Here is a 12,782-nt window from a genome sequence, read left to right on the forward strand (position 1 = left end):
CGCGGAGCTTAATCCTGTGCCGCGGGTGCCATGCGGGCTTCCAACTCGGCGACCTGTTTCTCCAGGGCCTCCAGGCGCGCACGGGTGCGGGCCAATACGACCATCTGGCTGTCGAATTCTTCGCGGCTGACCAGGTCCAGCTTACTGAAGGCACCTTGCATCAGCACCTTGAACTGGCTTTCCAGTTCGGCGCGGGGCTGGGCGGTGTCGCCGCTGAACAGGCGCGAGGCCTGGTCGCTCAGGGCATCGAGAAGGGCTTTGGGCGCGAGCATGATCGGCTGTCCACTGCTGATGGGAATGGCCGGCAGTGTAACACGTGGCCCTTTCGCGCTTCGTTGCACGTTTTTCGAGCAGGCCCGTGCACTGATGTGCACCAAGGCTGTGCATCTTTTTAATGCTGGCGACTGGCCAATCCTGACTCTTTCACGCAACTGCCTGTTTTTCGGCGCTTTAACGGAACTGGCAAGGTTTCTGCAAAGACCTGTACGAGCCATGCACTGATGCAGTTCCTTGTGACCAGGCAGTGCGCACGCGGAGCCGGATGCCGACGACGCGTTACAAAGCCAACCGCTGCGCTTAGACTTGAGACGGGTTTGTTTTCCTGGGGCAAGTCCACCAAATCGGGAGAGAGTTTCATGAAGCTAGTCACAGCCATCATCAAGCCGTTCAAGCTGGACGACGTGCGAGAGTCACTGTCGGAAATCGGCGTGCAGGGCATCACCGTCACCGAAGTCAAAGGCTTCGGTCGGCAGAAGGGTCACACCGAGTTGTATCGCGGTGCGGAATATGTGGTCGACTTCCTGCCCAAGGTGAAGATCGACGTCGCCATCGACGACAAGGACCTCGATCGAGTGATCGAAGCCATCACCAAGGCTGCCAACACCGGCAAGATCGGTGACGGCAAGATCTTCGTGGTGAATCTGGAGCAGGCAATCCGCATCCGTACCGGCGAAACCGATACCGACGCGATCTAAGCGCCCAAAAAAGCCTCACCAAACCCAACGCCCCAGGAGAAAACAACATGACTCTGCGTAAGATCGCAGGGCTAGGAGCCCTATTGTCCCTCGTAATGCCGGGCATCGCCCTGGCAGAGGAGGCTGCCGCCCCAGTACTGAACTCAGGTGACACCGCCTGGATGCTGACTGCCACGGCGCTGGTGCTGTTCATGACCATCCCGGGCCTGGCCCTGTTCTACGGCGGTATGGTGCGTTCGAAGAACGTACTTTCGGTGATGATGCAATGCTTTGCCATCACCGGTCTGATGAGCATTCTCTGGGTCGTTTACGGCTACAGCATGGCCTTCGATACCACCGGTATGGAAAAGGGCGTGCTCAACTTCAATTCCTTCGTCGGCGGCTTCTCCAAGGCGTTCCTCAGCGGCGTCACTCCGGACGGCCTGACGTCGGCTGCCGCACTGTTCCCTGAAGCGGTCTTCATTACCTTCCAGATGACCTTCGCCATCATCACCCCGGCGCTGATCGTGGGTGCCTTCGCCGAACGCATGAAGTTCTCGGCAATGCTGGTGTTCATGGGCATCTGGTTCACCTTGGTCTACGCACCGATCGCGCACATGGTCTGGAGCGGTGATGGCGCGCTGATGTGGGACTGGGGCGTGCTCGACTTCGCTGGCGGCACCGTGGTGCACATCAACGCAGGTATCGCCGGCCTGGTCTGCTGCCTGGTATTGGGCAAGCGCAAAGGCTACCCGACTACCCCGATGGCCCCGCACAACCTGGGCTACACCCTGATGGGCGCAGCCATGCTGTGGATCGGTTGGTTCGGCTTCAACGCCGGCTCCGCCGCAGCCGCCAACGGCACTGCCGGCATGGCCATGCTGGTGACCCAGATCGCCACCGCTGCTGCAGCGTTGGGCTGGATGTTCGCCGAGTGGATCGGCCACGGCAAACCTAGCGCCCTGGGCATCGCCTCGGGTGTGGTCGCCGGCCTGGTTGCCATCACCCCTGCTGCCGGCACCGTGGGCCCGATGGGCGCCCTGGTGATTGGCCTGGTGTCTGGCGTGCTCTGCTACTTCTGCGCTACCACCCTCAAGCGCAAGCTGGGTTATGACGACTCCCTGGATGCCTTCGGCGTGCATGGCATCGGCGGCATCATCGGCGCCATCCTCACCGGTGTGTTCGCGGCTCCGGCCCTGGGCGGCTTCGGCGCGGTCACCGATATCGGTGCGCAGGTCTGGATCCAGGCCAAGGGCGTGATTTTCACCGTGGTCTACACCGCCATCGTCACCTACGTGATCCTCAAGGTGCTGGACGTGGTGATGGGCTTGCGGGTCAACGAAGAAGAAGAGTCGGTCGGCCTCGACCTGGCTCAACACAACGAACGCGGTTACAACCTGTAACTGCGACGCTGGAAAAACTTGCCCGGCTTGCCGGGCATTTTTTTGCCTGTTTTTTGCCATTTCCCGCAGAGCAAACGGTTTATCAGTCACGTTCGCGACGTAGGCCAAAAACTTACAACAAGCAGGGCGTTTATGGAGCTTTGCTTTTTCCACGGGCGCGCTAGAATGCGCGCCGAGAGGTGTTGCACGAGTTGTCCGCACGCTTCGTCAGCCTTTGCTAGGCTTGCCAATAGCGTGTGGCCAGCAAGGGCTGCAAGGTTTTGTCAGGTCCTGCCAGGAGCAGGGCCTGCCGGGCGGGGCGTCCCATCAGGAGTGCCGTCCCAAGGGCAGTGGCCAACCCACGGCCAGTTGAATTTTCACTGGTGGCTGCCGGTCTACGGCTGCACTGGTCTATAACTAACCTGCTTTTCGCAAGTCATGAGGTAGAACATGAGCGACGACGATCTGGAAAATGATGACCTCGAAGTAGGCGACGAAGACGAGGCTGATGATGGCCTCGAAGCTGCGGCTGACGATGGCGCTGAAGACGCTGGCGATGACGACAGCAGCCCGGCACCGGTTGCCAAAGGCAAATCCAAGGCGGCTGTTTCGGTAGACGAGATGCCGAGCATGGAAGCCAAGCAAAAGGAGCGTGATGCCCTGGCCAAGGCGATGGAAGAATTCCTTTCGCGCGGTGGCAAGGTGCAGGAAGTCGAGGCCAACGTAGTCGCCGACCCGCCCAAGAAGCCGGACAACAAGTACGGCAGCCGCCCTATCTGAGTGGCTGAACACCAAAAAGCCCGCCGTCGCCGCGGGCTTTTTTGTGGCTATCGGTTTTCACTGCCGCAAAGCGGCCCCTGTCAGCGCCAGCGCGCAAGTATGTCGGGCAGCTGCGACAGGCGCTGGATTTCGGCATCCGGCGCCGCTTCCCCCAACCAGGCCTTGCCCTGGGGGTTGAACCAAACCGCCCGCAAGCCTGCGCGCTGGGCGCCGCCAATGTCATCCCCGGGATGATCGCCAACATGCACGGCGGCACTGGCTTCTACTTCGCCACGCTTCAGCGCTTCGATGAAGGGCGCCGGGTCTGGTTTGCCTATCCCCAGGTCCTCGGCGCACAGGGCGAAGCGGAAGTAATCGGCCAGGCCCAGGCGGCGTACGTCGGCATTGCCATTGGTGACCACCCCCAGGGTGTAGTGGTGGCGCAGAATTTCCAGCACCGGCTGCACTTCTGGGAACACCTCAACCTGGTGCCGGGCATGCAAGAACACCTCAAACCCTTCGTTGGCAAGCTCCTGAGCGTGCTTTTCGCTGTATCCCACCTCTTCCAGCGCATGGAACAGCACGCGCCGGCGCAAAGCGCTGATACGGTGCTTGAGGCCTGGCTCAGCCTGCACCAGACGTTCGCGAATGGCGAACAGGTGTTCCACCGGCACGCCGCCAAGTATCGGAGCGTTGGCCTGCAGCCAGTCGCGCAGCACGACTTCCGCGCTGGCAATCACTGGCGCGGTGTCCCACAAGGTGTCGTCAAGGTCGAACGTGATCAGCTTGATGCTCATGAGTCTGTGCCTTTGCTGCGTTTGGCCCGTGGGTGGGCGCTGTCGTACACCGCCGCCAGGTGCTGGAAGTCCAGGTGGGTGTAGATCTGTGTGGTGCTGATGTCGGCATGGCCGAGCATTTCCTGCACCGCCCGCAGGTCCTGGGACGATTCCAGCACATGGCTGGCGAATGAATGGCGAAGCATGTGCGGGTGCAGGTGCTGGCCCAGTTCGCGTTCACCGGCTGCCTTGACCCGCATCTGGATAGCCCGTGGCCCAAGGCGATTGCCTTGACGGCTGATGAAGACGGCGCCGTCACGCGGGCCGCCGATGCCGCGCAGCCGCAACCATTGCTGCATGGCTTCGCGCGCTTTGCGGCCGACAGGCAGCACGCGCGCCTTGCCACCTTTGCCGAGCACCTGTACCAGGCCGGCAGCAAGGTCCAGGTGCTCAAGGTCGAGGTTGGTCAGCTCGGACAGGCGCAGGCCAGAGGAATAGAACAGTTCGAGGATGGCCTGGTCGCGGCGGGCGATGAAGTCGTCGTCCACGCCGCCGTCGAGCAGTTGCAGGGCACGGTCGGTGTCCAGCACCTTGGGCAGCCGGCGCTCGCCCTTGGGGGCGCTCAGGCCGCTGGCGGGATCGTGCTGGCAGAGGCCTTCACGGTTCAGGTAGCGATACAGCCCGCGTACCGCCGACAGTAGCCGCGCCAGGCTGCGCGAGGATTGCCCCTGATGATGCTGGCGGGCGATCAGTTGGCGCAGTTGCTGGATCTGCAAGGCGCCCCAGCCCGCGATGCCTTGGGTGTTGCAGTATTCGATGACCTTTTCGAGGTCGCGGCGGTAGGCCAGCAGCGTGTGTTCGGACACCTGGCGCTCGTTGCGCAGGTGGGCGCAATAAGCCTCCAGCTGGCGTTCCATCAGCGCACCGGGCGCAGGGGCTGGGTAACGCGCGGCACCACGCGGCCTAGCACTTCGGCGATGTAGCCAAGGAACAGGGTGCCGACGCTGCTCTTGTAGTGTTGCGGATCGCGGCTGCCGATCGCCAGCACGCCGTGCAACCCTTGGTACTCCAGGGCAGCGACGGCGCTGGAGCCCACTTCATGGTGCTGCTCCTCACCGAACAGGAAGGCCAGTTCGTGCTCACGCAGGTTGCCACTGACTGTCTTGCCGCCGCCCAGCAGGCCGCCGATGGCCTGCTGGGCCTCGGCATTACTGACCCAACGGCCGACTGGCGCTGCATGGTCACCGAACAGGATCAGGCTGACGAACGGGACCTGGAACTCCTGGCGCAGGCTGTCTTCGACCGCCATGACCACTTCTTCCAGGCTGCCGGCATCGAGCAGGTCGAGGATCAGCCGGCGAGTCTTTTCGAACAGCCGGTCGTTGTCCCGGGCCACGTCCATCAGTTGTGACAGGCGATGGCGCATCTCGATGTTGCGATCGCGCAGCAGTTTGAGCTGGCGTTCCACCAGCGACACGCTGTCGCCACGCTGGTGAGGGATACGTTGCTCGACCAACAGTTCGTCGTGTTCGGCGAAGAAGGTCGGGTGGGCGCGCAGGTAGGCGACCACCGCTTCGGCATCGAGCTCACTGGACTGCTGGGGTACAACCTTGGGCTGATCGGTCATGGCGGTTACTCGCTTAGAGACGAACCTGTCCTTCGTAGACGCGTACGGCTGGGCCAGTCATCAACACGGACGTGCCGGGGCCGGCCCACTCGATGTTCAGGCGCCCACCAGGCAGGTCCAGGGACACCGGAGAGTCCATCCAGCCCTGGCTGATGGCGGCCACGGCTGCTGCACAGGCACCGGTGCCGCAGGCCTGGGTCTCGCCGGCGCCACGTTCCCATACCCGCAGGTTGGCGCGGTGGCGGTCAATGACCTGGAGGAAACCGGCGTTCACCCGCTGCGGGAAGCGTGGGTGGTTCTCGATTTTCGGGCCCAGGCCATGGACCGGCGCAGTACGTATGTCATCGACGCGCAGCACGGCATGCGGATTACCCATGGATACGGCAGCAATAGAGTGCAACTCGCCGTCGACTTCCAGCGGGTAATTGAGCGCCTGCTCATCAGCGACGAATGGGATTTCGGCGGGAATGAAGCGCGGTGGCCCCATGTCGACACACACCTGGCCGTCGTTCTGCACGTCCAGCTCGATGATGCCGCCCTTGGTTTCAACACGGATGCGCTTTTTCGCGGTCAAGCGTTTGTCCAGCACGAATCGTGCGAAGCAGCGCGCACCGTTGCCGCATTGCTCCACTTCCGAACCGTCGGCATTGAAGATCCGGTAGCGGAAATCCACTTCCGGGTTGTTCGGTGCCTCGACGATAAGCAACTGGTCGAAACCGATACCGGTGTGGCGGTCGCCCCATTGCTTGGCGTGCTTGGGCTGGATGTGTGCGTGCTGGCTGACCAGGTCCAGGACCATGAAGTCATTGCCCAGCCCATGCATCTTGGTAAAACGCAGAAGCATGGGGTCACTCCGGCAGCAGGCTTTCGCCAGCGTACAGTTCGGCAATGGTCTCGCGACGGCGGACTTCGAAAGCCTGATCGCCGTCGACCAGGATTTCCGCACAACGGCCACGGGTGTTGTAGTTCGAGCTCATGACGAAACCATAGGCGCCCGCAGACTGCACAGCCAGCAGGTCACCTTCGGCCAGGTTCAGCTGGCGGTCCTTGGCGAGGAAGTCGCCGGTTTCGCAGATTGGCCCGACCAGGTCGTAGGCACGCCCTTCGCCCTCACGTGGGGTGACCGCGCTAACGCCCATCCAGGCCTGGTACAGGGCTGGACGGATCAGGTCGTTCATCGCCGCATCAATGATGGCGAAGTCTTTGTGTTCGGTGTGCTTGAGGTATTCCACGCGGGTCAGCAGGGCACCGGCGTTGGCCACGATGTAGCGGCCCGGCTCGAACACCAGGGCCAGGTCACGGTCGCCGACGCGCTCGCGGATGGCCTTGATGTAATCGGCTACCAGTGGCGGCTCTTCGTCGCGATAGCGCACGCCAACACCGCCGCCCAGGTCCAGATGGCGCAGGTGGATGCCGCAATCGGCCAAGCGGTCGACCAGGTCCAGCAGGCGGTCGAGCGCGTCGAGGAATGGCTCTACGGTGGTCAGCTGCGAGCCGATGTGGCAGTCGACACCGACCACTTCCAGGTTTGGCAGCTGCGCGGCACGCACGTAGATGGCTTCGGCGTCGGCGATGGCGATGCCGAACTTATTCTCTTTGAGGCCGGTGGAAATGTAAGGGTGGGTGCCGGCATCGACGTCCGGGTTGACCCGCAGCGAGACCGGGGCAACCTTGCCCATCTCGGCGGCAACCACCTGCAGGCGCTCCAGTTCGTCGGTGGATTCGACGTTGAAGCAATGAACGCCGACTTCCAACGCGCGCCGCATGTCTTCGCGGGTCTTGCCGACGCCGGAGAACACCACACGGTCAGCCCGCCCACCGGCGGCCAGTACCCGCTCCAGCTCACCGCCGGAAACGATGTCGAAGCCTGCGCCCATGCGGGCCAGAACGTTCAGCACACCAAGGTTGGAGTTGGCCTTGACCGCGAAGCACACCAGGTGCTCGACACCTTGCAGGGCATCGGTATAGCTGCGGTACTGGGCCTCGATGTGGGCGCGCGAGTACACGTAGGTGGGGGTGCCGAAACGTTCGGCGATGGCCGACAGGGCCACGCCCTCCGCGAACAGTCCACCGTCGCGGTAATTGAAAGCGTTCATCTGATTTCCTTACTGCTCTGGCGTTTGCTCGGGCTCGATTGGCTGCTCATCCTGTGGCTGGACAGGCTGAGCGTGCTGGTGCTGATGCGACTTCTGGCTGCCCTTGCCGTCCTTGCCGTCTTCTGGCAGGTACAGGGGGCCCTTCTGACCGCAGGCCGAAACGAGGCAGGCAACCGCGACCAGCGCCGCGAGCGAGGAAATCAGGCGCTTCATGGGTGAAATCCTTTGAAATATGCAGTATTGCGCCCGAGTATACCGAGCGACTGCCGGATTGCCTATGCAAGAGCCGGTCCGCCGGGCGGGCAGAAATTAGCCACAAGCGGTGAGCGGCAAGCGGCAAGAAAAAGCCCTCAGGTGTACGCTGACCTTTTTCTTGCAGCTTGGAGCTCGCCGCTTGCGGCTGGCGCCAAGCGCCCGTATCTTGCCCGACCTGCCTGTAACGCAGCCAATTTCGAGGTTCCTGCAATGAGTTTGAGCGAAGCGCGTTTCCATGATCTGGTCGACGCCACCCAACAGGCCCTGGAAGACCTGTTCGACGAGAGCGGCCTGGACTTGGACATGGAGAATTCCGCCGGCGTACTTACCATCAAGTTCGACAACGGCAGCCAGCTGATCTTCAGCCGCCAGGAGCCACTGCGTCAGCTTTGGCTGGCCGACCGCTCCGGTGGCTTCCACTTCGACTACGACGAAGAGAGCGGCAAGTGGGTCTGCGAGAAGAGCGAAGAGCTGCTGGGCGAGATGCTCGAGCGGATTGTCTGGGAGCGGGCCGGCGAAAAGCTGGACTTCGACGAGATCTGATATGAGCGCCCAGGCGCGGCCCGCCAAGCCGCTTTACAGCAACGTCAGCCCAGCGGTGCCGTCGCCGTGCATCAGCGTGTGCCGGCTGGATGAACAGCGCGTTTGCACAGGTTGCCATCGCCATGTCGAGCACATTCGCGAGTGGCGCTCGGCCGACGACGAACGGCGCCGGCAGATTTGCCGCGAAGCCGATGCCTTGCGCGCGCAGGCTTGAGTATTTGCCCGGCTGTGGTAGTGTCGGGTTATGCGTCGGTGACGCCAAAGCACTCATCAAACCCCGCCCTCTGGGCGGGGTTTTGCTTTATCTGCCCCTAGAAAACCAACCGTTCAATGGAGTCTGACTGGATCATGAGCACCAAGCCTTCCCTCATCCTTACCCGATTGGACGTGCAGCGTCTGGAGCGCCTGATCGACAGCCTCGACGAAAGTACCCCGGGTGTGCTCGCCCTTCAGGACGAGCTGGACCGCGCCGAGCAGGTGGTCGGTCACGAGGAAGTGCCGGCGGGTGTTGTGACCATGAATTCGCGCGTGCACTGCCGTGAGGAAGCCAGCGGCAAGGACTACCATCTGACCCTGGTGTATCCGAAGGATGCCGGCGGCGAAGGCAAGGTATCGATCCTGGCGCCGATTGGTTGCGCACTGCTGGGCTTGTCGGTGGGCGAGCAGATCGACTGGCCTGCGCCGGGGGGCAAAACCCTCAAGCTCAAGTTGCTGGCCGTCGAGTACCAGCCTGAAGCTGCGGGCGATTTCGACCTCTGAGGGTTCAAGGCTCCAGGGTAGCCTGCAACTGAGCCAGGCCATCGTTCAGGGCCTGCTCCAGTTCGCGCTTGTAGCGCAGGTAGAGGACGGTCGAGCCCCTTTCGTCATCGAGCAGTTCGGACAGGTCAAGATCTGTGATGTAACAGCGGTAGTGCCCGGCGCTGCGGCGCTGGCTGAGAATCTGCCGGGCGACCACGGTGTAGAGCTCATCGCCGTGGTCCAGCTCGGAAAACTCCTGCTGATTGCAATAGAGCGTGACATGCATGTCATCGCCCGTGCCGGCCTGGAGGATGGCCTGCACTTCGTAATACGGCTGATCATTGAGGTCGTTGGGCGTTGACCGCGGCTCTATGCTGCGTGCCTTGCCCGGCCCCGAGGGCAACAGTTGCGCATAGTGGGTCTGCAATGGTGCTTGCTGCAGGTTGTCCAGCGGCACGCGTGCGTCGTGGCGCATTACCATCGAGCGCAGAAAGCGCTGCAGCGGCAGCAGCAGGTGGTTTTCGTCGTGCAAGGGCAGGCGTTGCTGCCACAGGGCATTGTACTCATCCAGCACATACAGGTCGGCCCAGCCCTCAAGCAGGCGGTAGAACACCTGGATGCAGCCGGGGCGGCCGTGTTCCAGCACCAGTGGCAGGTCGTGGTCCTGCAGGGCATTGGCATCCAGGTATAGCGGGCTGTAGGTGCTGCGTTCTTCGCCCAGGCAATCGAGTACGGCCTCATGCTCTGCGAGCGTGGTCAGGCTGACCTGGCCGGGCAGCAGTTCCAGCACGTGTGTGTGCTGCGCCACCTGCAGCAGGTAGCGGTGGTTGCGACCCTGGTCGAGCAACAGTTGCACCGTGTCGAAAATCTCCTCGACCCGCTGGCTGATGGCCTGGGCGCGGTTGTGGCAGAAACAGCGCACCCGCACGCTCGGCCGATGGCTGCGCTGGCCGAGGCTGTTGAGGAAATCGCGCAGGCAACGCATCAGGGCGTGCTCGCCGTCGTAGCGCTGGACCAGCACTTCGTTCCAGCTGTTGAGGGTAATCTGGTCGAGGGTCAGCACCAGGTTTTCGCGAACGCCCGCGTAGCTCAACGAGTCGGTCCGCTCGGTGGTCATCAGGATGTTCAAGTCGCGATGGTGTTGCAACGGATCGACGCCGACGTTGACCAGCAGCAGAATCTCGTTGGCCACGCTCGGTTGCAACAGGCGCACTTCACTGACGGTTTCCAATGGCAAAGGGATGCTCTGCTGCAGGCTGCCGAGCAGGTTGAACAGCTCGAACTCGTTCAGGTCACTGACGCCGGGGTGCAGCGCCAGGCGCGTGGTGTTGTCGATGACGCCGTTGCGGTGTGCCCAGGTCAGCAGCTCGATCAGCTCTCGGCAGCGTTTGATCGGGCTGAAGTGCTCCCATTCGTGAACACTCAGGCTACCGTTGTACAGGCCCCAGTGATGGCTGCCGGGTTCCTTGCGATTTGGCGACTGGACCAGGGTCAGGGTGTCCTCGGCGAGATCCGGGGCAATGCCGGGGTTGATCACTTCTATCTTGCCGGCACGGCGCTCGAACGCGGCATAAAGGCGCCGGCCCAGGACATTCAGGTCGCGCTGGTCGGCGCGGCTGCTGGCATTGTTGTTTTGCGCGAACTGGCTGAGGAAGCGGTAGCTATGGTTCAGCTCGGCAACCAGCTCGCTGCGTTCCACGGCGACCTGACGCACTTTCCATTGGCTGCGGCTGTCGAGCAACGCCAGTTGGCGCTCGTCCCAACCCCACTCATCGGCCAGGCGCTTGAGCAACCGGCGCTGCCAGCCGTTGCTTCGTGCGCGGTCCAGGCCGCTGAGTTTCTTGTTGACCTTCAGGTAAAGGCTGCGCCTTGCCAGCTCCAGCCGCCTGGTTTCACCGCGTGCTTGCAGGTAGCGTTCGATGCGCCGGTAAACCATGACGTAGGGATCAAGCGCATCGAGGTCGAGGTGGTTGGCGAATACCGCCTGTTTATAGTCCAGGCTCAGGCAGCGTACGGCTGGATGTTCGCTGGCGTAGACCTCGGTCAGCAACAGCTTGAGCAGTGACTTGTAAGGTGAATCGATACCTTTGAACAGCTGCCACAGGCCAGCGCCGACATACTCGCCGGCCGGGATGTGGGCCAGGTTGCCGAGATCGAGAGCATCGGTGCTGCGGATGAAACGCTTGGACAGCAAGGTTTCGGTGTAGCTGCTGTAGTTGCGCTCTTCATACACCGGCACCAGCCACCACAGCGGTGTGCGCCCGGCCAACCAGATGGCCGTGCGGTAGAACTCGTCGAGCAGAAGGTAGTGCTGGGTGGTACCACAGTCGTCGGAGCTGAGCTGGCTGTCGCGCTGGCCTTGGGCGAAGCTTTGCGGGTCGATCAGGAAGCAGTGTGCTTCGGCGCCCAGGCTGGCGGCCCAGGTTTCGAGCAACTGGCATTTGCGTCGCAGTTCATCGAGCTGGCTGTCACCCAGGCCGGGGGCATGACAGACCCACAGGTCGATGTCGCTTTGCTCAGCCTGGGCCAGCGTGCCAAGGCTGCCCATCAGAAACAGGCCGTGTATCGGGCGGTTGGGGTTGCCCAGGCGTGTTTTGTAAGTGAACGATCGCGCCAGCCGTTGGCCCTCGGCGACCAGGTTGGCATCGGGCTCGAAGCCCGACACACCGGCCGGGGTGCTACCCGAAACGTAGCCAGGCAGCAGCGGGTGGTTGACGTGAAACAGCAGTGGTAGCAGGGTCAACACCTGTTGCTGGCGGGTCGAAAGCCCATCCATGGCGCGCTGTAGCCGGCCTGTGTTCAGTTGCAGAAACCGCGCACGCAATTTCGCCAGCACCTTGCGATCGATGCCTTCGTCGATATCGGGGCGGATTTCGTGGGGGTGGGTCATTGCACACTCAGGGCAGGCCGGGGAAGCTCTGTCGAGTTTAGCCTGAGTAATGCACTCGGATAAGCGGCAATTGGAGTTTTGACGCCATTTTTCTTGCGCCTTGGCGGGCCCCATCGCCGGCTTGCCAGCGATGGGGCGGGGCAGGCTTATGCCGGCTGGGGCGACTTGAGAATGTTCAGCAACAGTTGCACGCTTTCGACTGCGTCATGCCCAAGGCTGGTGAGGTAACCGCCATCGGGCTGATCGGTCAATTGCTTTTCATGCAGGCGTCGAGCTGCTGCGACCAGCGCGGGGGAGGCATTGGCGTGAATCTTGATGCCTTCCTGGCTGCTGTCCAGGTTGAACAGGGCAAGGACTTCCAGTTCAGCAATCAGTTCGGGGGTGAAGGACATGGCGACTCCTGACTTCCAGACGAGGATGGCGGCACCGCCAGCGGTGCCTGACCCTGGAGTGTAGTCGGGTTATTCGGCCTCGCCTTGATCTGCCTCAGGTGGCAGCTCGGGCAGAGCGCGCAGGGCGGTTTCGTACCACTCGGTGTTGAAAGGACGGTCCTCGTCGAGCATGTTGTCGATCTCGATGGCCAGCACGTGGGCCATGAGGTTGAGGATGTCTTCGCGCTCGTAGCCGACCAGGCTCAGTTTGTTGAACGTAGCCTTGGCTGCCGGCGGTTCGCCGCTTTCTATCTGGTTTTCGATGGCCTGGGTCAGCGTCGCTTCGGCGAAGGCTTCGTCGTCATTGTCGATGTCGGTGGGCTCGCTCATGG

At 62.4% G+C, this 12,782-nt stretch carries 16 protein-coding genes; 6 read left to right on the top strand and 10 right to left on the bottom strand.

Annotation, left to right across the window (positions count from 1 at the left end; all coding sequences use genetic code 11):
* Window positions 1-8 precede the first annotated feature (8 nt).
* Window positions 9-272 (bottom strand): accessory factor UbiK family protein, encoded by a 264-nt coding sequence (locus JET17_RS01180; protein ID WP_012312185.1) that lies wholly within the window; start codon window positions 270-272, stop codon window positions 9-11.
* A 363-nt stretch (window positions 273-635) separates the two neighbouring features.
* Between JET17_RS01180 and glnK the strand changes: the two genes are divergently transcribed.
* The 3 genes from glnK (at window position 636) to sutA (ending at window position 3,115) form a co-directional block, all read left to right on the top strand.
* The gene (glnK, locus tag JET17_RS01185) at window positions 636-974 is read left to right on the top strand and encodes a P-II family nitrogen regulator (RefSeq protein WP_002555808.1); all 339 of its coding nucleotides are present in this window, start codon (window positions 636-638) and stop codon (window positions 972-974) included.
* 47 nt (window positions 975-1,021) lie between these two features.
* On the top strand, window positions 1,022-2,356 hold the full coding sequence (locus JET17_RS01190) for an ammonium transporter (protein WP_012312186.1): 1,335 nt from the start codon (window positions 1,022-1,024) through the stop codon (window positions 2,354-2,356).
* Between the two features lie 429 nt (window positions 2,357-2,785).
* Window positions 2,786-3,115, top strand: coding sequence for a transcriptional regulator SutA (sutA, locus tag JET17_RS01195; RefSeq protein ID WP_012312187.1), 330 nt, complete (start codon window positions 2,786-2,788; stop codon window positions 3,113-3,115).
* An 80-nt stretch (window positions 3,116-3,195) separates the two neighbouring features.
* On the opposite strand, the gene JET17_RS01200 is transcribed toward sutA, so the two are convergent.
* From JET17_RS01200 to lptM, 6 genes are read right to left on the bottom strand one after another with little or no spacing between them, the layout of a single operon-like run.
* The gene (locus tag JET17_RS01200) at window positions 3,196-3,891 is read right to left on the bottom strand and encodes an HAD family hydrolase (RefSeq protein ID WP_012312188.1); all 696 of its coding nucleotides are present in this window, start codon (window positions 3,889-3,891) and stop codon (window positions 3,196-3,198) included.
* Window positions 3,888-4,787, bottom strand: coding sequence for a tyrosine recombinase XerC (gene xerC / locus JET17_RS01205; RefSeq protein WP_012312189.1), 900 nt, complete (start codon window positions 4,785-4,787; stop codon window positions 3,888-3,890). Before xerC ends, JET17_RS01200 begins: the two co-directional genes overlap by 4 nt.
* Complete coding sequence (locus JET17_RS01210; RefSeq protein ID WP_012312190.1) at window positions 4,787-5,497, bottom strand: DUF484 family protein; 711 nt, start codon at window positions 5,495-5,497, stop codon at window positions 4,787-4,789. The genes xerC and JET17_RS01210 overlap by 1 nt, the downstream gene beginning before the upstream one ends.
* Before the next feature lie 13 nt (window positions 5,498-5,510).
* Window positions 5,511-6,341, bottom strand: a complete 831-nt coding sequence (gene dapF, locus JET17_RS01215; protein WP_012312191.1) for a diaminopimelate epimerase — start codon at window positions 6,339-6,341, stop codon at window positions 5,511-5,513.
* A gap of 4 nt (window positions 6,342-6,345) precedes the next feature.
* Window positions 6,346-7,593 carry a diaminopimelate decarboxylase gene (lysA, locus tag JET17_RS01220; protein ID WP_012312192.1) on the bottom strand — a complete coding sequence of 416 codons (1,248 nt, stop codon included), beginning with the start codon at window positions 7,591-7,593 and terminating at the stop codon, window positions 6,346-6,348.
* A gap of 9 nt (window positions 7,594-7,602) precedes the next feature.
* Window positions 7,603-7,806: an LPS translocon maturation chaperone LptM gene (lptM, locus tag JET17_RS01225; protein ID WP_012312193.1), complete on the bottom strand. Its 204-nt coding sequence runs from the start codon at window positions 7,804-7,806 to the stop codon at window positions 7,603-7,605.
* A gap of 252 nt (window positions 7,807-8,058) precedes the next feature.
* Here lptM and cyaY point away from each other — a divergent pair, with 252 nt between their 5' ends.
* From cyaY to rnk, 3 genes are all read left to right on the top strand, one after another.
* Complete coding sequence (gene cyaY, locus JET17_RS01230) at window positions 8,059-8,391, top strand: iron donor protein CyaY (protein WP_012312194.1); 333 nt, start codon at window positions 8,059-8,061, stop codon at window positions 8,389-8,391.
* Between the two features lies 1 nt (window position 8,392).
* Window positions 8,393-8,605, top strand: a complete 213-nt coding sequence (locus JET17_RS01235; protein ID WP_012312195.1) for a DUF1289 domain-containing protein — start codon at window positions 8,393-8,395, stop codon at window positions 8,603-8,605.
* A gap of 134 nt (window positions 8,606-8,739) precedes the next feature.
* Window positions 8,740-9,150, top strand: a complete 411-nt coding sequence (gene rnk, locus JET17_RS01240; RefSeq protein WP_012312196.1) for a nucleoside diphosphate kinase regulator — start codon at window positions 8,740-8,742, stop codon at window positions 9,148-9,150.
* 4 nt (window positions 9,151-9,154) lie between these two features.
* On the opposite strand, the gene JET17_RS01245 is transcribed toward rnk, so the two are convergent.
* The 3 genes from JET17_RS01245 to JET17_RS01255 all read right to left on the bottom strand — a co-directional run bounded on the left by JET17_RS01245 (window position 9,155) and on the right by JET17_RS01255 (window position 12,780).
* Window positions 9,155-12,019 (bottom strand): class I adenylate cyclase, encoded by a 2,865-nt coding sequence (locus JET17_RS01245; RefSeq protein ID WP_012312197.1) that lies wholly within the window; start codon window positions 12,017-12,019, stop codon window positions 9,155-9,157.
* A gap of 146 nt (window positions 12,020-12,165) precedes the next feature.
* Complete coding sequence (locus JET17_RS01250) at window positions 12,166-12,411, bottom strand: TIGR02647 family protein (RefSeq protein ID WP_012312198.1); 246 nt, start codon at window positions 12,409-12,411, stop codon at window positions 12,166-12,168.
* 69 nt (window positions 12,412-12,480) lie between these two features.
* A complete protein-coding gene (locus JET17_RS01255) occupies window positions 12,481-12,780 on the bottom strand; it encodes a hypothetical protein (protein WP_012312199.1) in 300 nt (99 codons plus the stop codon).
* Window positions 12,781-12,782: the final 2 nt, after the last annotated feature.

Source organism: Pseudomonas putida (assembly GCF_016406145.1).
Classification (GTDB): Bacteria; Pseudomonadota; Gammaproteobacteria; order Pseudomonadales; family Pseudomonadaceae; genus Aquipseudomonas; species Aquipseudomonas putida_E.

Coding starts and splice junctions, on each gene's coding strand:
- JET17_RS01180 (WP_012312185.1), bottom strand. CDS start 272: ATGCTCGCGCCCAAAGCCCTTCTCGATGCCCTGAGCGACCAGGCCTCG.
- glnK (WP_002555808.1), top strand. CDS start 636: ATGAAGCTAGTCACAGCCATCATCAAGCCGTTCAAGCTGGACGACGTG.
- JET17_RS01190 (WP_012312186.1), top strand. CDS start 1,022: ATGACTCTGCGTAAGATCGCAGGGCTAGGAGCCCTATTGTCCCTCGTA.
- sutA (WP_012312187.1), top strand. CDS start 2,786: ATGAGCGACGACGATCTGGAAAATGATGACCTCGAAGTAGGCGACGAA.
- JET17_RS01200 (WP_012312188.1), bottom strand. CDS start 3,891: ATGAGCATCAAGCTGATCACGTTCGACCTTGACGACACCTTGTGGGAC.
- xerC (WP_012312189.1), bottom strand. CDS start 4,787: ATGGAACGCCAGCTGGAGGCTTATTGCGCCCACCTGCGCAACGAGCGC.
- JET17_RS01210 (WP_012312190.1), bottom strand. CDS start 5,497: ATGACCGATCAGCCCAAGGTTGTACCCCAGCAGTCCAGTGAGCTCGAT.
- dapF (WP_012312191.1), bottom strand. CDS start 6,341: ATGCTTCTGCGTTTTACCAAGATGCATGGGCTGGGCAATGACTTCATG.
- lysA (WP_012312192.1), bottom strand. CDS start 7,593: ATGAACGCTTTCAATTACCGCGACGGTGGACTGTTCGCGGAGGGCGTG.
- lptM (WP_012312193.1), bottom strand. CDS start 7,806: ATGAAGCGCCTGATTTCCTCGCTCGCGGCGCTGGTCGCGGTTGCCTGC.
- cyaY (WP_012312194.1), top strand. CDS start 8,059: ATGAGTTTGAGCGAAGCGCGTTTCCATGATCTGGTCGACGCCACCCAA.
- JET17_RS01235 (WP_012312195.1), top strand. CDS start 8,393: ATGAGCGCCCAGGCGCGGCCCGCCAAGCCGCTTTACAGCAACGTCAGC.
- rnk (WP_012312196.1), top strand. CDS start 8,740: ATGAGCACCAAGCCTTCCCTCATCCTTACCCGATTGGACGTGCAGCGT.
- JET17_RS01245 (WP_012312197.1), bottom strand. CDS start 12,019: ATGACCCACCCCCACGAAATCCGCCCCGATATCGACGAAGGCATCGAT.
- JET17_RS01250 (WP_012312198.1), bottom strand. CDS start 12,411: ATGTCCTTCACCCCCGAACTGATTGCTGAACTGGAAGTCCTTGCCCTG.
- JET17_RS01255 (WP_012312199.1), bottom strand. CDS start 12,780: ATGAGCGAGCCCACCGACATCGACAATGACGACGAAGCCTTCGCCGAA.